The 21,409-nt window shown below is 35.0% G+C and carries 20 protein-coding genes; 12 read left to right on the top strand and 8 right to left on the bottom strand.

The genetic code is table 11. The features are described 5' to 3' along the window. Positions 1–2 precede the first annotated feature (2 nt). The 4 genes from yfmH (at position 3) to ESZ54_RS03165 (ending at position 3,464) form a co-directional block, all read left to right on the top strand. Complete coding sequence (yfmH, locus tag ESZ54_RS03180; protein WP_136136236.1) at positions 3–1,295, top strand: EF-P 5-aminopentanol modification-associated protein YfmH; 1,293 nt, start codon at positions 3–5, stop codon at positions 1,293–1,295. Between the two features lie 35 nt (positions 1,296–1,330). Next, positions 1,331–2,236 (top strand): helix-turn-helix domain-containing protein, encoded by a 906-nt coding sequence (locus ESZ54_RS03175; RefSeq protein ID WP_136136235.1) that lies wholly within the window; start codon positions 1,331–1,333, stop codon positions 2,234–2,236. Between the two features lie 15 nt (positions 2,237–2,251). Beyond that, entirely contained in the window at positions 2,252–2,830 is a 579-nt protein-coding gene (gene pgsA / locus ESZ54_RS03170) for a CDP-diacylglycerol--glycerol-3-phosphate 3-phosphatidyltransferase (RefSeq protein WP_136136234.1), read from the top strand. A 97-nt stretch (positions 2,831–2,927) separates the two neighbouring features. Next, positions 2,928–3,464 (top strand): HdeD family acid-resistance protein, encoded by a 537-nt coding sequence (locus ESZ54_RS03165; RefSeq protein WP_136136233.1) that lies wholly within the window; start codon positions 2,928–2,930, stop codon positions 3,462–3,464. 51 nt (positions 3,465–3,515) lie between these two features. On the opposite strand, the gene ESZ54_RS03160 is transcribed toward ESZ54_RS03165, so the two are convergent. The 3 genes from ESZ54_RS03160 to ESZ54_RS03150 all read right to left on the bottom strand — a co-directional run bounded on the left by ESZ54_RS03160 (position 3,516) and on the right by ESZ54_RS03150 (position 6,456). Next, on the bottom strand, positions 3,516–4,574 hold the full coding sequence (locus tag ESZ54_RS03160; RefSeq protein WP_136136232.1) for an AI-2E family transporter: 1,059 nt from the start codon (positions 4,572–4,574) through the stop codon (positions 3,516–3,518). Between the two features lie 98 nt (positions 4,575–4,672). Further along, complete coding sequence (locus ESZ54_RS03155; RefSeq protein WP_136136231.1) at positions 4,673–5,407, bottom strand: epoxyqueuosine reductase QueH; 735 nt, start codon at positions 5,405–5,407, stop codon at positions 4,673–4,675. Between the two features lie 68 nt (positions 5,408–5,475). After that, a complete protein-coding gene (locus ESZ54_RS03150; protein ID WP_136136230.1) occupies positions 5,476–6,456 on the bottom strand; it encodes a polyprenyl synthetase family protein in 981 nt (326 codons plus the stop codon). Between the two features lie 94 nt (positions 6,457–6,550). Here ESZ54_RS03150 and ESZ54_RS03145 point away from each other — a divergent pair, with 94 nt between their 5' ends. Further along, the gene (locus ESZ54_RS03145) at positions 6,551–7,453 is read left to right on the top strand and encodes a prenyltransferase (protein WP_136136229.1); all 903 of its coding nucleotides are present in this window, start codon (positions 6,551–6,553) and stop codon (positions 7,451–7,453) included. A 45-nt stretch (positions 7,454–7,498) separates the two neighbouring features. Here ESZ54_RS03145 and ESZ54_RS03140 read toward each other — a convergent pair whose 3' ends face one another. Further along, positions 7,499–8,128, bottom strand: coding sequence for a GntR family transcriptional regulator (locus ESZ54_RS03140; RefSeq protein WP_136136228.1), 630 nt, complete (start codon positions 8,126–8,128; stop codon positions 7,499–7,501). A 141-nt stretch (positions 8,129–8,269) separates the two neighbouring features. Between ESZ54_RS03140 and ESZ54_RS03135 the strand changes: the two genes are divergently transcribed. The 3 genes from ESZ54_RS03135 (at position 8,270) to ESZ54_RS03125 (ending at position 11,664) form a co-directional block, all read left to right on the top strand. Next, positions 8,270–9,037, top strand: a complete 768-nt coding sequence (locus ESZ54_RS03135) for a dimethylarginine dimethylaminohydrolase family protein (RefSeq protein ID WP_136136227.1) — start codon at positions 8,270–8,272, stop codon at positions 9,035–9,037. A gap of 99 nt (positions 9,038–9,136) precedes the next feature. After that, the gene (locus ESZ54_RS03130) at positions 9,137–10,234 is read left to right on the top strand and encodes an alanine racemase (RefSeq protein WP_136136226.1); all 1,098 of its coding nucleotides are present in this window, start codon (positions 9,137–9,139) and stop codon (positions 10,232–10,234) included. Between the two features lie 2 nt (positions 10,235–10,236). Then, positions 10,237–11,664 (top strand): basic amino acid/polyamine antiporter, encoded by a 1,428-nt coding sequence (locus ESZ54_RS03125; RefSeq protein WP_136136225.1) that lies wholly within the window; start codon positions 10,237–10,239, stop codon positions 11,662–11,664. A 329-nt stretch (positions 11,665–11,993) separates the two neighbouring features. Here ESZ54_RS03125 and ESZ54_RS03120 read toward each other — a convergent pair whose 3' ends face one another. Further along, positions 11,994–13,187, bottom strand: coding sequence for a GNAT family N-acetyltransferase (locus ESZ54_RS03120; RefSeq protein WP_162615076.1), 1,194 nt, complete (start codon positions 13,185–13,187; stop codon positions 11,994–11,996). A 155-nt stretch (positions 13,188–13,342) separates the two neighbouring features. On the opposite strand from ESZ54_RS03120, the gene trhO reads away from it, so the two are divergent. Continuing rightward, positions 13,343–14,317 carry an oxygen-dependent tRNA uridine(34) hydroxylase TrhO gene (trhO, locus tag ESZ54_RS03115; RefSeq protein WP_136136223.1) on the top strand — a complete coding sequence of 325 codons (975 nt, stop codon included), beginning with the start codon at positions 13,343–13,345 and terminating at the stop codon, positions 14,315–14,317. Between the two features lie 93 nt (positions 14,318–14,410). Here the strand turns inward: trhO and ESZ54_RS12740 are convergent, their stop codons facing one another. Further along, complete coding sequence (locus ESZ54_RS12740) at positions 14,411–15,466, bottom strand: 3D domain-containing protein (protein ID WP_136136222.1); 1,056 nt, start codon at positions 15,464–15,466, stop codon at positions 14,411–14,413. 142 nt (positions 15,467–15,608) lie between these two features. Between ESZ54_RS12740 and ESZ54_RS03105 the strand changes: the two genes are divergently transcribed. From ESZ54_RS03105 to ESZ54_RS03095, 3 genes are all read left to right on the top strand, one after another. Further along, complete coding sequence (locus tag ESZ54_RS03105; protein ID WP_136136221.1) at positions 15,609–16,088, top strand: nucleoside 2-deoxyribosyltransferase; 480 nt, start codon at positions 15,609–15,611, stop codon at positions 16,086–16,088. 157 nt (positions 16,089–16,245) lie between these two features. Further along, entirely contained in the window at positions 16,246–17,976 is a 1,731-nt protein-coding gene (locus ESZ54_RS03100) for an ABC transporter ATP-binding protein (RefSeq protein ID WP_136136220.1), read from the top strand. Then, positions 17,966–19,708, top strand: a complete 1,743-nt coding sequence (locus ESZ54_RS03095) for an ABC transporter ATP-binding protein (protein WP_136136219.1) — start codon at positions 17,966–17,968, stop codon at positions 19,706–19,708. Before ESZ54_RS03100 ends, ESZ54_RS03095 begins: the two co-directional genes overlap by 11 nt. Positions 19,709–20,030: 322 nt before the next feature. Here ESZ54_RS03095 and ESZ54_RS03090 read toward each other — a convergent pair whose 3' ends face one another. Further along, positions 20,031–20,531, bottom strand: coding sequence for an LURP-one-related/scramblase family protein (locus ESZ54_RS03090; protein WP_136136218.1), 501 nt, complete (start codon positions 20,529–20,531; stop codon positions 20,031–20,033). Between the two features lie 54 nt (positions 20,532–20,585). Continuing rightward, a complete protein-coding gene (locus ESZ54_RS03085) occupies positions 20,586–21,287 on the bottom strand; it encodes a YjjG family noncanonical pyrimidine nucleotidase (RefSeq protein WP_136136217.1) in 702 nt (233 codons plus the stop codon). Positions 21,288–21,409 lie beyond the last annotated feature (122 nt).

Below are 21,409 nucleotides of genomic sequence, written 5' to 3'. Positions count from 1 at the left end.
TCGTGAAAAAAGTGCTTTACCCTGCGATTAACGAAACCATTTACAAGAAAACTCTTGCCAATGGACTAGAAGTTATTCTACTACCCAAAAAGGACTACCATAAAACTTATGGTATTTTTACAACAAACTATGGGTCAATCGACAATGATTTTATTCCCTTAAATGAATCAGAATATACTAAGGTACCGGATGGTGTCGCTCATTTTCTTGAGCATAAATTATTTGAAAAAGAAGACGAAGATGTTTTCCAAAAATTCGGAAAACAAGGCGCTTCATCTAATGCTTTTACAAGCTTTACACGAACAAGTTACTTATTTTCAAGTACAGATAACGTAAAACAGAATATTTTAACTTTATTAGACTTTGTCCAAGATCCGTACTTTACAGAGGAATCTGTTAATAAAGAAAAAGGTATTATTGAGCAAGAAATCCAAATGTACCAAGATGATCCAAACTGGCGCTTGTTCTTTGGTATTTTGAATAACTTCTATCCAAAACATCCTTTACACATCGATATTGCAGGCTCACCTGAAAGTATTAATAAAATTACCGCCGAAGATTTATATCTTTGCTATCATACTTTTTATCACCCAAGCAATATGAATTTATTTATTATTGGTAACTTAAATCCGGAAGAAATGATGGCTTTAATTGAAGAGAATCAAATGCAAAAAGACTTTGTTCCTGGACAAAATATTGAACGTCGCTTCCCTGAAGAACTTGAAAAAGACATTATTAAAGAAGATTCGATTGAACTTTCCGTGACTCGTCCAAAAGCCATTGTTGGTTTAAAAGGATTGGATCCAATACCTGAAAATGATTTAGAACGTATTACCTACCAAACAAGTATTCAGCTGTTATTGCAAATTCTGTTTGGCGTTACTTCTAGTCATTATCTTGAAATGTATAACGATGGCTTAATCGATGATAGTTTTTCATTTGAATTTTCGATGGATCGAAGCTTCCATTTTGCTGATTTTAGCACGGACACTAATAATCCTGAACAATTTGCAAACCAAATGGTTAACTTATTGTTAAAATCAGATAAAAGTCCTGAGTTAACAGAAAAAAATGTTGCCTTAGCTAAAAAGAAAATGATTGGTAAACACCTCCAATCACTAGATTCCCTTGAATACATTGCACACCAATATAGTGCGATGAAATTTGGCGACATCACTCTTTTTGATCTTGCAAAAATTATTGAAAGCATCACTTTGCAAGACTTATTGCGTGCGCGTGACCAATTTATTCGTCCAGAAGCACTCAGTCGTTTTTATATCTACCCAAAATCTTAAAAATATCGCAATTAAAATAGAAAGAAGGCAATACTTTGGACACGATAGGGGAAAAACTAAAAAAAGACCGTATTGAAAAAGGCCTAACTATCGGCGATTTGCAACGTATTACAAAAATTCAGCGACGTTATCTCGAAGCTATTGAAGAAAATGATTTTGATGCACTTCCGAGTGATTACTATACACGGACCTTTGTCCGACAATATGCAGAAGCAGTTGGCCAAAATCCACGACCATTACTTCGTAGACTTGAAGGAAAACCTGAAAATCCAAATGACCTTGCAATTGCTGATCCTGTTAAAGGCTCACGAAAATCAAAATATGACCAAACAAGTCGCTCTAAAACGTTTGTGCGTAATTACTTGCCGGTCACATTATTATTACTACTCGTTTTAGCAATCTTTGGAACGGTTATTTATGCTATTCTACTTGATTCAGAACAAGGACCATTAATTCCGACTCCAGAGAAAACGACCGTCGTAAAATCAGAAGAATCTAGTTCAGTTGCGCAAAGCGAAAAAACTGAAACATCTAGTTCTGAGGAAACGACCGAAACAACGAAAAAAGAGAAAGAGAAAGAAAAAACAAAAGAATTAAAAGTAACTGAAGTTTTAGACTCACCACAAAGCGTTAAATACACTCTAAAAAGTTCAGCGTCACCTCATGAAATTGAATTTAAAGGACTTGATGGTCCAGCATGGATTGGAATTCAAGAAAGTGGTACGACTAATATGTTCTATCAATATACACTTCAACCTGGTGAAACTGTTACAGCAGAAATTCCTGAAGAGTATGATGATGTCGACATTGTTGTGGGAGCTTCAAATAACTTATCAATTGGTGTTGAAGGAAAATTATTGCCATTCAACAAAAAAAATCCTGTCACTGGTAAAAAAATCGTAACACTTGGTTTTGAAGGCACTAAAGAAAATAAGGATTAGAAAGAAAGGTTTATAATGAACTTACCTAATAAATTAACTGTATTAAGAATCATGATGATTCCATTATTTATTGTTATTGCCGTTGCCCCATTAAATTGGGGCGTTGTCTACGTTGGAAATGCTGCACTTTTTGTCACCCAAATTGTCGCTGCAATTATCTTCGCAGTCGCTAGTATCACAGACTGGCTAGATGGCTATTTAGCACGAAAGATGAAACTTGTAACCAACTTTGGTAAATTTGCTGATCCGTTAGCTGATAAAATGTTAGTGATGACAGCCTTCATCGTTTTAGTTGGTCAAGGCCGTGCTCCTTCATGGGTGGTTGCGATTATTGTTTGTCGTGAACTAGCGGTTACTGGGCTTCGCCTATTACTTGTTGAAGATGGTGAAGTGATGGCTGCTGCTTGGCCCGGAAAGGTAAAAACAGCGACACAAATGGTAGCAATTATCTTACTTTTAATTGATAATGTACCATTCAATTTAATGCATTTACCAATTGCGCAAATTATGCTCTACACATGCTTGTTCTTCACGATTTATTCAGGTATTGATTATTTCGCTAAAAACAAACACATTTTCCAAGGCTCAATGTAAAGATAAATATTGACTTACTTGAAAAATATTAGACAATCTAATTGTTTTTGTTTTATAATAAGTGAGTTAAGTTATCTATAAAAGGAGGTTCACTATTATGATATCTTCAGTCTTTAATACCTTTAAAAAGTTTGCGATTATTAGAAGTATTGCCTTCATCTCTTTAGGGATTGCAACACTCTTAAATCCATTCGGTGTCTTTAATTTATTGGTATATATTATTGCTGGTTACAACTTTGTTCTAGGAATAATTAGTTTAGTTGAAGCATTGCGAATAAAAACACAAGGACCTAATTTAAAATTGATTGGCGCGGTGTGCTACCTCGGCTTCGCATTATTCATCTTTTTGTTTGCCAACACACTTGTTAGCATGCTTGCTGTCTTTATCGGCATCATTGTCCTAGTAAGTGGTATTTACAAGATTAGCCAGGCTATCAATCTTAAAAGCTATGTTAATGTCCCTTGGATTCCAATTTTAATTTATGGTATTATCCTTGTTATCGTTGGTTTAGTTATCTGTTTCAAACCATTTGAAACAAAACTAATTTTCTACAACTTTATTGGATTCTTACTATTATTCTCTGGTGTATCTGAGTTAATTACATACTTTAGACTTAGAAAATTTGATCTATAGTAATAAAAAATCGTTGTCTCGCACAGATTAGTGCTTGAGACAACGATTTTTTTATGTTTTAGATAATAGTTTTATTTTTTTCTGCTGATGCGGTTTCTCACTTTTCACGCCCAATAAATCAAGCACAAAGACGAAAACAGGAATACCGACAATCAAGCCCCAGACGCCAAAGAATTTTTGTGAAATCATTAAAACAATAAAAACAAAGAAAACTGGCAAATCTGTTTTACTACTCATTAACTTAGGATTTAATAGATATGACTCTAATGCATGAATTAAGGTAATCATGATTAAAACATAGACCACATCTTGAATACCACCAATTGTATAAGCAATCAAACTAAGTGGCACACACGAGATAATCACACCTGCTACCGGAATTAAACTAAAGATAAAAATCATTAATGCTAAACTGAGCATCTGATTTTGAGGAAATTTCATAATCAAAAGACCGATTGTTGTTAGCAAAGTGTTCACACAAGCAATAATAAACTGTGCTTCAATCACGACACCAAATGTATCGACAAACTTCTTACCAAGAAAAGCAATATCTTGACTGATTGTTTTTATTTTACTTTGGAAAAAGCCGCGTCCAAAAGATTCCACCCATTCTTTTTCAATAATGAAAAAGAAGCTTAAAATAAGTGACATAAAGAATGTTAATCCCATCGAACCAATACTCGTAATGGTTGTAAAGACAACTTTAACACCTGATGTTAATTGTTGCTTGATTTCTGAGATACTCACGACTGAAAAAACCCAGTCGACAAGCTTATTGTCAGTACTCTTACTCATTTTCTGATAGAAAGAAACAACTTCTTCAATCATCGTCAGTGTTTGAGAAAATAATTTTGGTACATAAATAGTGATTGAAAAATATAGAAAAATCAGTACTATCAGATACACCAGTACAGCCACGATTTTCTCCGGAATCCGACTAAACTTATGTATGATGCCAATTAAACGGATCATCAAATAAGTAAAAATAAAAGTTAGTAATAATAAACTAATGATCCCTCTCACCCAATAGAGAACAAGACATAAAGCAACTAAAACAACTGTTCTTCTTAAGGCGGTATTTTCTGTAAATCTATGCCATAGCTCAATCATTTCTTTCACCCTCTTCAACTTTTCTTAAATGCTTTCTTAACGTTACTATCATTATAAACGTAATCCGTCATTTTACCTAATTGTGTTTATTTTTTCAACTAAGCTTCTGGCCTTCTCTTTTCTAAATATTCTTTAGCGTCTTGTGTGACTTGTTTAAAATCAACACCTTGGTCTTGAGCTGCAAAAACACAACCACAATAACATTGACGATAGATATCATACTCACGGCACATTTCTAAGGAACGTTCATACCCTTTATTCTTTTTAAAATCACTTGGTAAATAATTCACATCATAAAACTTTTGAATATCAAAGCCAATCGTATTAATTAGCTGACTGTTTTTTTTAGGTGACAACGTCAATGCACTACCAAAATAATCAAAATCTAATTCTTGAGCTTTTTCTGCCACTAAATCTAAGCGCATTTGAAAACAAGCTGAACATCTTTTTCCACCCTCTGGTTCTTGCGTTAACTCTTGATCTCTCACCATTTTCATAAATTTTTGAGGTTCATAGGGTGCAGCTAAAAATTGAACCTGCTTATTATTTTTTTCGTTAAATTGGGCAATAAAATCTTTTTGCACTTGTTCGCGACGTAAGTATTCTACTTTCGGGTGAATATTTGAATTGGCAAAATAAATCGTAATATCAGCCAAATCCGTCATATATTCTAAACAATAGGTACTACACGGTGCACAGCAACTATGCAATAAAATTTTAGGACGTGCCTCCTTTTTTTCCCATTTCTTTATCAAAGTTTTTAACGTTTTATCATAGTTTATTTTTTGATTGGGTGATAAACCATTAATTATTTCTAATGCATCTTCAGACATTTTATTCTCCTTTAAAACGAAACGCGAGATAATCAGCTCCTGCAAACCATCTCGCGTTTTATTAATTGTTAATTATTTCGACGTAATAATTTTTCTGTTACTTCATATAAAACTTGTCGTTCCGGGATATCCGGTAAACTTAAGATGCCCTTTAAAGCCTTATCAGTAAAGCGTCCAGCAATTTTTTCTGCTGCTTCAATGCCACCATTTTCAATAATTAATTGATGGGCTTGTACAAGTTCCTCATCACTAAGTTCATCCTTTTTACTTAATAATGGGATAAAAGCGTCGCGATTTTTTTCCATTGCTAGAATTAAAGGTAACGTATAATATCCATTTCGTAAATCTTCAAAAACCGGTTTATTCATTTCCTCACTGGTTGCTTGATAGTCTAAAATATCATCCATAATTTGGAAGGCCATGCCAATATTGTAACCAATTCGTTTGGCCTGAAGTTGAATGCTACGAGGACAATCTGCATAATACGCACCTTCCAGACACGAAAACTCAAAAAGTTGCGCGGTTTTTCCTTTAATATGTTGAAAATATTGTTTTGTTGTTATATTCATGTTGTAGCGTAAATTCATTTGATCAAGTTCACCAACTAAGACTCGCTTCATACTATGTGCATTCAATTCTATTAATTTAGAATCTTTAGCTGATGTAGCAAGTAGATGAAAATAAATCGTAAATAATAAATCCCCAGTATAAACAGCAATATCTTTACCATAGACAGCTTGAATGGACGGTACAGAACGTCGCATCGGCGAATCGTCAATCACATCATCATGAATTAGCGTTGCAACATGTAGTATTTCTAAAGAGGCTGCCATGCGTTGTGTTTTTTTAACCGATTCTACTTCTCCAAATTTTGAAAATAGTAAAAAAAAGGCTGGTCTTAATAGTTTACCACCAGAACCTAGTAGCAATTGCAAAGCACTTGTAATTTCTTTATTACGAATTTTCACAACTTTATCCATGACTTTGCGTGTTTCCAATAATTCTTCTTTAATCTCTGGGTATTGATCCCATAACGGATGAATCGACATTTGTACCTCCTATAACCCCTAACAGTTTGAATACTTTCAAAATCTTTCCACTAACAGTATAATAAACAGAGTAGAAAATGTTAAGGAGTTTATTATGAATTTTAAAATCTTTGCTGAATTGGTTGAGTTAAAAGCCAAAAGTGCGAGTATTTTTCCTTTTGCACTTGGAATGCTTTACTCATGGTACCATTATCAACAACTTTCTTTAAGTAATATGCTATTATTTTTCATCTCAATGGTCATTTTCAATATGGCTGTTGATATTTTAGATAATTATATGGATTTTCATCGTGCCACTGACGTTCATGACTATAAAGAAGAAACAAATATAATTGGCCGCGAAAAATTATCGGTACCGCTTATTCGTAATCTGATTATTAGTTTTATCTTAGTTTCGTCACTACTTGGTCTTTATCTCGCTTATCGCACGTCTTGGATTGTCCTTTGGTTAGGAATTTTTAGTTTTGCGGTTGGCATTTTTTATTCCGCTGGTCCAAAGCCACTTTCAACCTTACCAGTTGGTGAAATTGCTTCAGGTTTTACTATGGGGACAATTATTCCAATCATTTGTATTTATCTTAATGTCAGATCGCAAGTAAACTTTAATTTTAGTTTTCTTTGGCCTATTTTATTGTTCACATTGCCAAGTGCCTGCGCGATTGCAAACCTGATGTTAGCAAACAATACTTGTGACCTAGAAGAAGATAGACTTAACAATCGTCATACACTCGTTCACTATATCGGCGAGAAAAACGCATTGCATCTATTTAAAACCCTAGTCATCATTGCATTTTTAACAACAACACTTAATGTCGCTTTAAAAATTGTGCCTTGGACACTGCTATTTATTTGGTTAATCTTTCCAAAAATTTGGAAAAATACGCAACGTTACAGCATAAAGCCAAATAAATTAGAGACTTTTCCTCTAGCAATTCAAAATCTAGGCCTATTCATCTCCGTTCAAATGATTCTCTTTTTCGTCGGTTTATTTCTTTAATAACTAATCACAAACGTAATGTTTAACGACATTACGTTTTTTATTTTACCAAATGTCGTATTGGGCATTATCCGCACGCCAATGCGTTTTCTCAATAAAATACCGTACTGCAGCAGCATCTTGTGCTTTGAACAATTCAAGAATTTTCTGATGCTCAGCATTAGTATGATACAACGTTTCTTTAATCGTATCGTCCCCAATATTATATTCTTTCCCAATAAACAAACGCTTCATTTTATTGATTTCTTGAATGAGTTTTTGATTTTTACATTTATTAATATACTGTGAATGGAATTCATATTGCAGGTCATTGTATTTAATATACAACTCGTTATCGATTGCTGCTTCCATCGCTTTAATCAAGAAATCCATCGTTGAATAGTCTTCTTCTGTCAACAAACCACACGTCAATTCCGCAATTTTACCATCCAGTGTGCCAATGATTTCATAAATCTCCTCCATATCACTGGCCGTGTATTTCTTTAAACGAAACCCTTTACGTGGTTCATGCTCTAAAATATCGTCTGCGGTTAAGAGAAACATTGCTTCTCTAACTGGTGTTCGACTTATATTTAAATGTTCGGCGATATATTGTTCAACCAACCGATCATCTTTTTTAAAATTCCCTCGGATTATTTCTTCCGAAATAAATTGATACACTTTTTCTTTAATCATTGTTTTCGCTCCTTATCCATCCTCTTATTATACTACAAATTAAAGCCATATATATTTTATTTAAAAATTGACTTGACTTAACTAATTATCGATTGTATATTATATACGAAAGCTAAATTAAATAAGAAAGAGGGAATTTCAATGTTCAAAAATGTTATTGTCCGTATCCCATCACCATCAATTTCTGAAGGAATTACAAGTGCAGATGAAGGTAAGCCAATTTACGAGAAAGCCTTAGTTCAGCACGAAAATTATGTAAGCGCTTTGACAAAAACTGGTGTTAATGTAACTGTTTTAGGACCTGTCGAAGAATTTCCAGACTCTTGTTTCGTTGAAGATGTTGCGTTGTGTACAAGTAAATGTGCAATCATTACTCGTCCTGGTGCAGAAACTCGTCGCGAAGAAGCTGCACTACCAGATATGATTGCGGCACTTAAAAAGTTCTATGATGTAATTGAATACATCGAAGCGCCAGGAACAATTGAAGCTGGCGACATTATGATGGTTGGCGATCACTTCTACATTGGCGAATCAGCAAGAACAAATGCTGAGGGTGCACGTCAAATGATTGCTATTTTAGAAAAGCATGGCTTATCTGGTCAAGTCGTTCAAATGAGCGAGATGCTACATCTAAAAACTGGTTTAGCTTACTTAGAAAATAATAATTTACTCGTTGCTGGTGAATTTAAAACAGCTGCCGAGTTTGAAAAATTTAATCGTGTTGAAGTTGAAATGAAAGAAGCATATGGAGCAAATTGTATTTGGATGAACGGCTATGTTTTAGTTCCAGAAGGATATCCAAATGTACAAGAAAAAATTGAGGCGCTTGGGTACAAAGTATTGGTTGTCGATACTTCTGAGTATCGTAAAATTGATGGTGGCTTGAGCTGCTTGTCACTACGCTTCTAATCCATCAAATCATTACTTTGTTTACATTAATAGGGCCTGATTTAAAACGTGAGTTTTAATCAGACCCTATTTTTTAAAGAATAGAAAGGAGTTTTTGTCTTGGAAAATCTCTATCCACGAACTGTCATCGACTTAATTAAATTAAAAAGTAATGTTGAAACACTTTTAGGCAAAGCAAAAGAAAATGGTGTCACAATTTCTGGGGTTGTTAAAGGGGTTAATGCTTTACCAGAAATTATTGATACACTTGTCGCTGGTGGTCTTTGCTCCTTGTCATCTTCTCGTCTTAGTCAACTTGAACAAGTTAAAAACCAACATCCTGAAATTGAAACGTTAATGCTACGTATCCCTATGTTAAGTGAATTAGAACGGATGATTTTATGTAGTGATATCAGCCTCAATACTGAAATCACAACACTTAAAGCCATCAATGACTGTTGTCAAAAACTAAACACCACACACGATGTCATTCTGATGGTTGATTTAGGTGACCTGCGTGAAGGATTTTTTGAAGATGAACATCTTTTTGAAGCAGCAATACTTGTGGAAAATAATTTAGAACATGTACATCTCCGAGGTATTGGAACCAATCTCGGTTGCTACGGTTCAGTTCAACCCGATCAAACCAACTTAGGGCGACTCACGGATTTAGCCGCAGAAATTGAACGGAGAATCGAGCGGCCACTTGGGATTGTCTCTGGAGGGGCATCAACTAGTGTACCACTTCTCTTAAACGGTTCCCTACCTAAAGGGATTAATCACCTTCGTATTGGCGACAACCTCTTTTTAAGAGACATGGAAAACTACTTTGACTATACGTTTCCTGAGATGCACGGGGACGTCTTCACAATTGAAGCAGAAATTATTGAAATCAAAGAAAAACCTAGTCACCCGATTGGAACAATAACTGTCGATGCCTTTGGAAACAAAGCGCAATATCAAGATATCGGCTCACATAAAAGAGCCTTGCTTGCTATCGGTAGACAAGACCTTGGTGATTTAACTAAGCTCGTACCTTATGATTCAGCAATCAAATTAATTGGTGGTAGTAGCGATCATGCTATTATTGATATTACAAATTCAGAAAAAAATTATCAAATAGGCGATGTTGTATCCTTCAATATTGAATATGAATTGCTCCTCTATTCTACAAGTTCGCCATATGTCTACAAAAAATTTATTAAGGGGGTTAGTTAATTATGAGTAACAAAGAAAGTTCAGTCGGTTTAGCAGGACTCATCGCATTAACCGTGAGTTCTGTAATTGGTGGGGGAATTTTTAACTTAATGTCTGACATGGCTAAAGTCGCATCGGTTGGACCTGTAACTGTGGCTTTAATCATTTCAGGAATTGGGATGGGCATTTTTGTTTTCTGTTTACAAAACCTAAACGAAAAACTACCTCATCTTGATGCTGGAATCTATAGTTATGCCGAAGAAGGCTTTGGCAGTTTCGTTGGTTTTAACTGTGCCTTAGGCTATTGGTTTTCAATTTTCCTAGGTAATGTTGCCTTGGGTTCGCTCGCATTTAGTGCCTTAGGTTATTTCTTCCCAATTTTTGGCGATGGACAAAATGTCTATTCTGTATTTGGTGCTTCCTTACTTCTCTGGGGCATGCATTTTCTAATTCTTAAAGGTTCAAATTTTGCATCACGAATCAATGGTTTTATTACCATTGCTAAATTGATTCCATTAGGTATCTTTATTTTATGTTTAATCATTGGTTTCAAATATGATTTATTTACACAGAATGTTTGGGGAACCATCTCAGGTAACTTTGAATGGTCAGAAGTGACACCTCAAATCAAAAAAGCGATGATGTCTGCTGTTTGGGTTTTTGTTGGGGTTGAAGGCGCGATTGTTTACTCTGCACGTGCTAAAAGTAAAAAAATTGTCGGTAAAGCGACTATTCTAAGTTTTGCAATTATCACTTCGATTTATTTACTAGCGACTGTGTTGTCATTTGCAGTTTTATCACAATCTGATATTGCTGAATTATCAAAACCAGCAATGGCCCAAGTGCTTGAAAGTGTTGTGGGTAAATGGGGCGCAATTTTAATCAATGCCGGTGTCATCATCTCAGCAATCGGTGCTTGGTTTGCTTGTACAATGTTTGCTGGCGAAATCTTATTCCAGGGGGCAACTGATGCCATTTTCCCTAAATTTTTCGCAAGAGAAAACAAACATAAAGCACCCACTACCGCACTCCTTGTCAGTAACGGCTTAGTACAATTTTTCTTCTTATCATTATTGATTAACTCAAGTGCCTATAACTTCATGGCGATGTTAGCATCTAGTACCATGTTAGTGCCTTATTTCTTTGTCTCACTCAGCCAATTTAAATTGTCACTCAAATGGGAAAAATCATTCTTCAATAAAAATGTGGTTCTTGGCTTAATCGCATCAATTTATATGGGCTATTGCTTATACGCTTCAGGTTTTGAATACATTTTCGTAACCACCCTACTATTTGCACCTGGCATTTTCCTATTCATCAAAGCTCGGAAAGAGAATCAGAAAAAGGTCTTCACCTCAGTTGAAAGGATTGCAGCCATTACTGTAGGCGTTTTAGCAATCATTGCTCTAGTTCTGATTTTCATGGGCACAATTGATGTGACTTCTATGTAATTGCTATATTAAATAAAACCTATAGATTCATAATCATATTACGACAACAATTCTGCTTCTATAGGTTTTTAATAATTAACTCCAAAAAATAAAGTACTAAAAATTCCACTTGCAAGGAACAACATATCCAATAAAAATATAACTGGCCTAAAAATTTTACTTTCATTCTTAATTTTAAATGTTGTCACTAGCAATAAAATTCCAACAATATACATCACAATACCTAACAATATTATTAAGGTATTCTCTTTGACTAAAAAGTCCATGCTTATCAGCCCTTGGTTTATATTCATTCAATATAACTAATTATATCATCTTCCGGCGGTAACTTAAAAATGATCTTTCAAGAACGGTTGCCCTTTAAGTAAAACTGTTCCTAAAAAATCGTCCTCATGTGTACAACTGACAAAACCTAAATTCAGAGCTTTTTCGAGCGACATGCCTCCTAGTAAAACTTGAGTCCAACGTCCAATTGATGCTTCGTAATGAGGAATCGTAGCTACTTGACTCTCTGCTTCGACCCAAGTCACTTTTGAAACACCATCTTGAAATGACCAGTGGATAATCCCTTGGTTCCAAGCACACACATCTTCCGTGACTTTTAAATAAACTTCGCCATCAATAGTTTTTTTAATAGGTAGTTGTTCTAAGAAAGATGACATTGAGACAATACGTGCCATCATACCATTGGTTTGGTAGATTTTTGAGACACGTGTATCATCAAAATATTCTAAAAATGATGTATCCTCAAGACTACCAAAGATAAAATTTTTAAAACTGCTACGATGTGAGGTTAGAAAATTAAGTAGCATTTTCAAAGCAGCTGTTGTTTCATAAATCATCTCTGAAATAATGACATCTTCCTTGTCAAATTTATAATCTAAATAGCCAACAAGCTGATCTTGTTCATCGCGAACGACTGCAAGATGATGATTATCAGCACGCGTTTGACAACACTCATACCACGTAAGGCTACGTTGATTATTACCATGTTTTCTTCCTAGCGTGCAATTATAAAGAGCCAAACGTTCTTTTCGTGCTTCACGGTTGTCTTCTTTAATACGTTCTACTTTGTATCCATCACGCACTTCAACAAATTTAAGTACCTCACTTGGCACGGTCAATTCTTGTTCGATAAACAAGCGCTCATACCCAAATTTACGATAAAACGGTTGCGAAAATGGCGCTAAATATGACACTAGAATTTGATCATTCTTCATTTCTGAAAAGACCTTATTAAATAAATGACGAATATTTCCTTGACCACGATGTTCAGGATAAGACGCAACATTGCCAATACCACCCATTTTAATGAATTTACCAAATAAACTCACATCAAAAGGAATTAACATCAAAGAACTTGTCAGTGTTCCATTTAAAACATCACCAAAATTTTTCGCTATACTACACAATTTAAAAAAGTTTTCTTTTTGAATCTCGTTATGATTAACATCAAAAGCATAACTTGATAATGCATGAATCTGTTCCCACTCAGCTTGTGTTTTTAATTGTTTAATTGTCATCATCCGATTCTCCTTCATCGTAATTTATCATTTAAATGTATCGAAAATGGGCCAAAACGTCAAGCTAAAACCAGCTTGTGAAATAAGTATCTATGTTGCTATATTAGCAAGCTTTCACGTATAATAATTGCGAACAAATTTAGAGGGGGAATTACGTGTCAACTTATCAAGTTTTATTATATTATTTATATGTTCCAATTGAAGATCCAGAAAGTTTTGCGAAAGAACATTTAGCTTTCTGTAAGTCTTTAAATTTAAAAGGTCGTATTCTCATCGCAAACGAAGGCATTAACGGAACACTTTCCGGTTTAACTGAAGATACCGAAGCTTACATGACTGCGATGCACAATAGTGAACAATTTAAAGATATCTTCTTTAAAATTGATCCATCTGAAGAACAAACATTTAAAAAAATGTTCGTCCGTCCGCGTCCAGAACTTGTCTCATTAAGCTTAGAAGATGATATCAATCCTTTAGAACTTACAGGGCAATATCTTTCTCCAGGAGAGTTTAAAGAAGCGATTCTCGATGATGATACGATTGTCATTGATGCCAGAAATGATTATGAATATGATTTAGGTCATTTCCGCGGTGCTGTTCGACCTGATATTCGCAACTTTAGAGAATTACCACAGTGGATTCGTGATAACAAAGAAAAATTCAAGGATAAACGCGTGGTTACATACTGTACTGGCGGCATTCGCTGTGAGAAATTCTCAGGCTGGTTAGTACGCGAAGGCTTTAATGATGTTGGACAACTCCATGGCGGCATTGCTACTTACGGAAAAGATCCTGAAGTTCAAGGCGAGTTATGGGACGGTGCGATGTATGTTTTTGATGAAAGAATCAGTGTCCCGATTAACCAAGTAAATCCGGTCATTGTTGGTAAAGATTGGTTCGACGGCACTCCATCTGAACGCTACGTAAATTGTGCAAATCCAGAATGTAATCGCCAAATTCTTTGTTCAGAAAAAAATGAAGAAAAATATTTAAGAGGTTGTTCACACGAGTGTCGTGTTCATTCAAGAAACCGTTATGTGGTTGAAGAAAATCTAGCTCTTGATGCATGGAAACAAGCTGTTGAGAGTTTAGGCGAAACATTTGATATGACGTCTCACTCATTATCATAAATAATATTTGCCTTTATATCATTGATATAAAGGTTTTTTTAATAAAAAAAGCTTCAAACCCAATGAGCGAGTTTGAAACTTTATTTTTTGTAATTATTGAACTGTTACAGTCACTGTCTGACGACCAAATTGTAAACACTCTTGAACTGAGTTAAAGTGTAAATCGATACGATTGCCTTTAATCGCACCACCTGTATCACCAGCAATTGCCATACCATAACCTGATACTTCAACGACTGAGCCTAATGGAATAACACTTGGATCAACCGCAACAACTTTTGAGTTTTGTCTTAAGTCAATTCCTAGAGCAGTAAATGGTGTTAAACCAGCTTCTGTATATGAATATGCGGATGCTGCCATTGTTAATGTACGTCCGCCACCACCAGAAGTTACTGGTGCAGTTGGTTTCGTTGGTGAAACCGGTGTAGCTGCTTCTTTTTGCGTATTTTGTTTTGGTGCTTCTTTTGATTCTGGTGTTTCTTTTGCTTTTTCCTCAGCCAACACTTTATTTGCGACTGATTCTTTAGCTAAGTTTGATTCTTTTAATTTATTTAATGCTGATTCATTTGACGCTAATTCAGATTTTAAGTCTTTGACTTGTCCTTCTAATTGCGTTTTTTGAGATTCTAAATTACTTTGTTTGTCTTTTAAAGACGATTGACTACTTGTTAAATCTTCTTTTAATGTTTCAAGTTTTTCTTTATCTTGTGTTAAAGAATCTACTTTTGAGTTTTCTGCATCTTGGATAACATTTACCGCATGTAAACGACTCACAAAATCAGAAACACCTTCCGCTTCAATCAAAGCATCAACAAAATCAGTTGATACACTTGAATTGTTAACTTGGATTGTTTGCATTCTTTTGCCCATCGCGGCAACTCTTTTATCAATACTATCTTCTACAGAAGTAATTTTTTCTTTTAGCTTTGTAATCTTTGTTTCTGTTTTATCAACATTTACTTTTAAGCTTTCGATTTCTTGATATGTTTTATTCACAGACGTTAACGCCTGATCAATCTCACTACTAATTTGTGCACTTTCTTCTTTCATCTTAGCTTCCCCACCAGCTTCAGTTGCTAAAACCTGTGTCGGAAATACCCCTAGCAGCACAGTGACTAATACAAGGTTTAAAATCTTTTTACTATTCACTATAACAACACCTTTCAACTTTCCCTATCTATTTCTTCAACCATTATACAAGAAATAAAAAAGCATTCTGTAACAAACTCTTTACAAATTATTACAATTCACGATATCCTAAAATATATCTGTAATAGTTAGGAGAGTTAATATGACACAATCAATTTACTTTGCAAGTCCGTTATTTTCAAATATGGAGCGGCAATATAACGCTTATCTCGTGGGAAAAATTCGTGAAATTTACCCAAATGTCAACCTTTACATCCCTCAAGAACAACTTGAAATTAACGACAAGAATAGTTACGCTGATTCTAAAAAAATTGCGTTATATGATACAAATGCGCTTCTTGATAGCCAATTAGTCATTGCAATATTAGATGGTGCCACTATTGATGTTGGTGTTGCTTCAGAAATCGGCGTCGCTTATCAAGCAGGCATCCCTGTTTTAGCATTATTTTCAGATAGCCGCCAACTTGGTGCGACAAATCCTGAAAAATTGGCTGCTTTACAAGAAGTCGCTGAATCACAATTTCCATATGCCAATCTATATACCATTGGTTTAATTAAACTCAACGGACAAGTCCTTGCTGATGAGGAAAGTTTATTACAAGCGGTTCAAAGTTATCTATAAGTTTACAAACTTCAAACAAGATTCCCCACGCACATTCAACACGTGAGGAATCTTGTTTTCTTTATCTCAAAAATAGCCTACACCTATTTTTAAGTTGATTTGCTATTTTGAATAATTGTCGTAAAATAGCAAGTATAAAAATGAAGGAGGCTAAAAAATGTGGTCATTACTCCCATATGCTAAGAAATATCAAAAAGAATTAATTTTAGGCCCACTCTTCAAATTATTTGAAGCTATTTTAGAACTTATTTTGCCACTTTATATGGCACAACTTTTAGACCAAGCCATTAGCGAAAAAAACTCACAACTTGTTTGGCTTTTAGCCGGAAAAATGTTATTGATATCCTGTTTAGGACTCTTTTTCGTTATCTTATGTCAATACTACGCGTCCATAGCTTCGCAAGGTTTTGGAACGGAACTACGTAACCAACTGACAAGAAAGATCAATCGCTTGTCTTACGCACAATTAGATCAATCAAATGAAAATTCATTGATTACTAGAATTACCAATGATACCAACCAACTACAACTCGCACTAGCGATGTTAATCCGCCTCGTTATTCGCGCCCCATTTTTATGTATTGGGTCCATTATTATGGCCTACCGGATTGAACCAAAAGTAACTTTACTCTTTATTGCCGTTTTACCGATCTTTATTGCGGCTATTTACATGATTTCAAAAATAACGATGCCATTCTTCAAAAAAGGACAACAATTACTCGATCAACTGACGCATCTCGTCGCCGAAAATTTATCTGGTATTCGTGTAATTAGAGCATTCTCAAAAACACCACAACAAATCACACGTTTTGATGAAACAAGTGATGATTTAGCTAACACGTCAATTAAAGCAGCCAATATTGCGGCTATTTTGGGACCTGTCACAACATTTGTGATTAATGGCGCCATTCTCTTTATCCTTTATTTCAGTAGCTTCAGTATCAATGCAGGTACACTGAAACAAGGGGAAGTCATTGCTTTAATTAATTATATGACACAAATGTTAATGGCCTTAATTGTTATTTCGAACCTAGTGGTTATCTTTTCACGTGCTGAAGTTTCAGCCAAACGAATCTCTGAAATTTTAGACTTACCTGAAGAAACCATTGCCGATGAAAAGCGAATGACACAAAAAATTGAAACCATCCGTTTTGATAATGTGGCCTTTCAATATCCAAATACTAAGAAGAAAACTTTAGCGCATTTAAACTTTACGATTCAAGAAGGAGAATGGTTAGGCATTACCGGTCCTACAGGAAGTGGGAAAAGCACCTTAATTCCTTTATTAACCAACCTCTATCCTGTCAGTGACGGCCAAATTTTATTTAATAATGAAAGCAGTGCTTATTATTCTTCACACGAGCTATTATCTAAAATTGCCATTGTGCCGCAAAAAAACATTCTTTTCTCAGGTACTTTACGTGAGAATCTACAGATGATGGCACCAGATGCCTCAGATGAAGAGATTTGGAATGCTTTGGATATTGCGCAATGTCGCTCATTTGTTGAAGAGTTACCTGATCAATTAGATGCACTTGTCCAAGCCAGTGGGAAGAATTTTTCCGGTGGACAACGCCAACGTTTAACAATTGCCCGTGCCCTCGTTCAGCCTAAAGAAATCATTATATTTGATGATTCTTTTAGTGCGCTCGACTATCAAACAGATTTTAATTTGCGTCAAGCCTTGAGAAATAAATTGCAACAGGCAACCATTATTATGATTTCGCAACGATTATCAACCATCGCCGAAGCTGAACAAATATTAGTCCTTGAACAAGGAAAAATTCTTGCTCATGGTACACACCAAACCTTACTCAAAGAGTCTGCATTTTATCTTGAATTAGCCAAAATGCAGGGCCTAGAAGGAGGATTTGACTATGAAAAATAATAATAAGACTCTTTTTAAACGTTTCTTAAAACCATATACCGGAAAAGTAATCGCCGCAAGTTCATTTGGCGCATTCAGCGGGATTTTAACAGCCGTTATCACGTTGTTTATTGGAAAAACAGTCGACACCATGGTTCAAAAGAATCAAGTTGATTTTCCTAAGATGTTTCAGCTACTCCTGTTTTTATCTTTAATTGTCACCATTCACGCTCTCACTCAATGGGGGATTCAAAAACTTGGAAATACAATTGCGTATCGCTTTACACGTGATATTCGTGAAGAAGCTTTTCAACATTTAAACAAACTATCAGCCAATTTTTACGATACAAATCGCCATGGTGATATTATCAGTCGCTTTACCAATGATTTAGAGTTAGTTTCGGTAGCTTTTACTACCGTTTTCAACCAATTATTCTCTGGTTTGGCCATGATTATCGTGTCTTTAATCAGTATGTTACTTTTAAATTTTAAACTGACACTGATTATTTTAGTTTCAACACTGCTTATGGCATGGACAAACTACATCGTTGCGAATAAAAGTCAGTCATCCTTTAGACAGCAACAACGTCAACTTGGCAAAATGAACGGTTTCCTTGCTGAAACCATTCAAAATCAAAAACTCGTTACCCTTCTACAACAAGAAGAAGCAACTATCGAGACTTTTGAAACATTGAATGCAGAATTACATGAAACGGGGAAAAAAGCCCAATTTCTATCTTCACTCACAAACCCTTTATCACGGTTTGTTGATCATATCGGCTATTTAGCCATTGGGTTAGTCGGTGGCTTGATTATGATTCATCAACCTGAAGCCATGACAGTGGGAATGATTTCAAGTTTCATTTTATATGCTGCTCAATTTTCTAAACCGATTATCGAGCTTTCAAGTGCCTTCACACAGATATTAGCTGGTGTGGCTGGCCTTAACCGTATTCAATTTATCCTTGAACAAACGCCCGAAGAAGTTCAAGATGAGCAAACGACGTTACCTGCACCTAAAAATGGATTCATTCAATTTGAAGATGTTTCCTTCGCTTACGAAGAAAATCATCCTATCTTGAAAAACTTAAATTTCGACATCCAACCTGGAGAAACTGTTGCAATTGTTGGACCCACTGGTGCTGGAAAATCCACCATTGTCAATTTGATCATGCGTTATTACGACGTAACAAATGGTACAATTTTAGTTGATGAAGAACCGTTAGCTCGATATCAACTAAATGATTTCCGAAAAAATTTTGGCCTTGTTTTACAAGAACCTTGGCTTTTTCAAGCAACACTTTGGGATAACTTAACCTTTGGGGCTGATCATGCAACTGAAGAACTTGTTAGAACTGCTTGCGAAGAAGTCGGCATGATGGATTTTATCGACCGATTACCTGATGGTTTTAATACTCAAGTCGATGAACACACATTGGCTTTATCTAGCGGACAAAAACAACTTTTTACAATTGCTCGGGTCATTATTAACCAGCCACGATTCCTAATTTTTGATGAAGCGACAAGTTCAATTGATACCGTGACCGATGCAATTGTCCAAAAATCATTACAAAGATTGATGCAAAAAAGAACAAGTATCGTCATTGCCCATCGTCTTGGAACGATTTTAAATGCAGATAAAATCATTGTACTAAAAGATGGTGAAGTTGCTCAAATTGGCACGCATGCAATGCTAATGGATCAAACTGATGGACTCTATTACAATATGTTCCAATCACAATTTCAGTCCTAATAAAAAATCCCCTTACCTATTTTTTAGGTAAAGGGATTTTTATATTTACGTTATTTCTGGGGGAGGTTGTCATAATAGTAAATGATTATAACAACCTAATCTAACAAGTACAGTAACTTAACCTTGAGTAATCGGGGAGATTACGAAGGTAGCCTTGCTTGGTTTAGCTTACTGCCGAGCTCCAAAACGCTTTCTTCACCACCTTAATTGACGGGATTTTTTTGGCTGAGACTCGACAATAAGTCATCCTGATATTCAGGCAAAGAACGCCTGATTATCAGGATTGTCTTATTGCTCATCTCAATACGCCAAAAAAATCACCTTAGATTATTTGTAATACTTTTTGTGAATCTTCGCTTTCTTTTTTTGCGTTAAAATAATCGATTGCACTGACTGTACTCACTAAGATTGTTTCGTATTGTTCTTCAAATACTGTAATTTCGCATGAAGAACTGCCGAAAGCCATCCATTTAGGTCTTACTTTACCAAGTTTGCGATACCCCTTCATTAAATCAAAGGATAATTCTTTCCAATCACCAACTAAATATAAATCTGTTTGTTCCTGTAAGGATAGCGTTGTGACAACTTGTTCCAGAAGAAAAAGATTTTGATTTTCTACAACCAACATGCCTTCGCGATTACCAAGATTTTCTTTAATCTCAACACTTGCAATTTTATTATTCTGATTATCATGGACACATAGTTCTTGGTTATTATTATTAGTGACACTAGAAATAACGTAGTTTTTTTCCTTGTTGCGATCAACAATTGTTTTTGCACCTACAAAATTAACCATACCTTTCTGAAGGTATAATTGCCTCATCTCAAACAACTCCTTTAATAACAAATTTATAAATAAAGTATAACATAACTTTTATTATTTTCTAGCTTTTAGTACTCGATCTGTAATTTCTTGTAACTGAGCTACTTCAAAAGTTGGTTCAATTAAGGTATCATTTATCAACCGGTCAGGGTTAAACCAAACAGAATCAATGCCTACGCGGTTTGCACCCAATATATCTGACGATAAACTATCGCCAATCATTAATACTTCTGAATGATCCTTAATTTGTAAATCATTAAAAATGTAATCAAAAAAGCGAACGTCGGGTTTTTCAAAGCCTAATTCTTCAGAAATAAATAACTTATCAAAATATTTAGAAAAACTATTATTCTCTAATCTACGTCTTTGTGTTTTACCTATCCCATTTGTACCTGATAATATACAAAAACCTAAATTTTGGACAGATTCTAGCAGAGCGCGTGCGCCTAAAATTGAATCAGCACGATCTGCTAAAAAGCCTCGATATTCTTCATCTGCAATTGCACCATCAACTTCAAGCCCTTGAGACTCAAAAAATAGTCTAAAACGAGAAGCAAGCAAGACGCTTTTTTCAATCCGTCCTTCTTCTAATTTTTTCCACAATTTACCATTGATTTCTTTATAAGTGGCTACTGTTTCATCATTATAAATTATGCCATACGTTGTAAAAATTTTTTCCAACGCAAAACGTTCTGATAGGGTAAAATCCAATAATGTATTGTCTAAATCAAAAATTAAATATTTATATTTTGTCATGCAAAAAAACTCCTTAAAAATATATTCAGTCTTACTTTTTTAGTGTAGACGGAATCTAAGTATTCAGCAAGTTAAAACAAAAGATTATTTATTACTTAAGGTAATTGAGCTAATTTCATAAT

Source organism: Vagococcus silagei (assembly GCF_004795745.1).
GTDB classification, from domain to species: Bacteria; Bacillota; Bacilli; order Lactobacillales; family Vagococcaceae; genus Vagococcus; species Vagococcus silagei.
Note: the sequence above shows the minus strand (reverse complement) of the source record. Positions and strands in the feature narration are given on the sequence as shown.

Coding starts and splice junctions, on each gene's coding strand:
- pgsA (WP_136136234.1), top strand. CDS start 2,252: ATGAACTTACCTAATAAATTAACTGTATTAAGAATCATGATGATTCCA.
- ESZ54_RS03165 (WP_136136233.1), top strand. CDS start 2,928: ATGATATCTTCAGTCTTTAATACCTTTAAAAAGTTTGCGATTATTAGA.
- ESZ54_RS03160 (WP_136136232.1), bottom strand. CDS start 4,574: ATGATTGAGCTATGGCATAGATTTACAGAAAATACCGCCTTAAGAAGA.
- ESZ54_RS03155 (WP_136136231.1), bottom strand. CDS start 5,407: ATGTCTGAAGATGCATTAGAAATAATTAATGGTTTATCACCCAATCAA.
- ESZ54_RS03150 (WP_136136230.1), bottom strand. CDS start 6,456: ATGTCGATTCATCCGTTATGGGATCAATACCCAGAGATTAAAGAAGAA.
- ESZ54_RS03145 (WP_136136229.1), top strand. CDS start 6,551: ATGAATTTTAAAATCTTTGCTGAATTGGTTGAGTTAAAAGCCAAAAGT.
- ESZ54_RS03140 (WP_136136228.1), bottom strand. CDS start 8,128: ATGATTAAAGAAAAAGTGTATCAATTTATTTCGGAAGAAATAATCCGA.
- ESZ54_RS03135 (WP_136136227.1), top strand. CDS start 8,270: ATGTTCAAAAATGTTATTGTCCGTATCCCATCACCATCAATTTCTGAA.
- ESZ54_RS03125 (WP_136136225.1), top strand. CDS start 10,237: ATGAGTAACAAAGAAAGTTCAGTCGGTTTAGCAGGACTCATCGCATTA.
- ESZ54_RS03120 (WP_162615076.1), bottom strand. CDS start 13,187: ATGACAATTAAACAATTAAAAACACAAGCTGAGTGGGAACAGATTCAT.
- ESZ54_RS03105 (WP_136136221.1), top strand. CDS start 15,609: ATGACACAATCAATTTACTTTGCAAGTCCGTTATTTTCAAATATGGAG.
- ESZ54_RS03100 (WP_136136220.1), top strand. CDS start 16,246: ATGTGGTCATTACTCCCATATGCTAAGAAATATCAAAAAGAATTAATT.
- ESZ54_RS03095 (WP_136136219.1), top strand. CDS start 17,966: ATGAAAAATAATAATAAGACTCTTTTTAAACGTTTCTTAAAACCATAT.
- ESZ54_RS03090 (WP_136136218.1), bottom strand. CDS start 20,531: ATGAGGCAATTATACCTTCAGAAAGGTATGGTTAATTTTGTAGGTGCA.
- ESZ54_RS03085 (WP_136136217.1), bottom strand. CDS start 21,287: ATGACAAAATATAAATATTTAATTTTTGATTTAGACAATACATTATTG.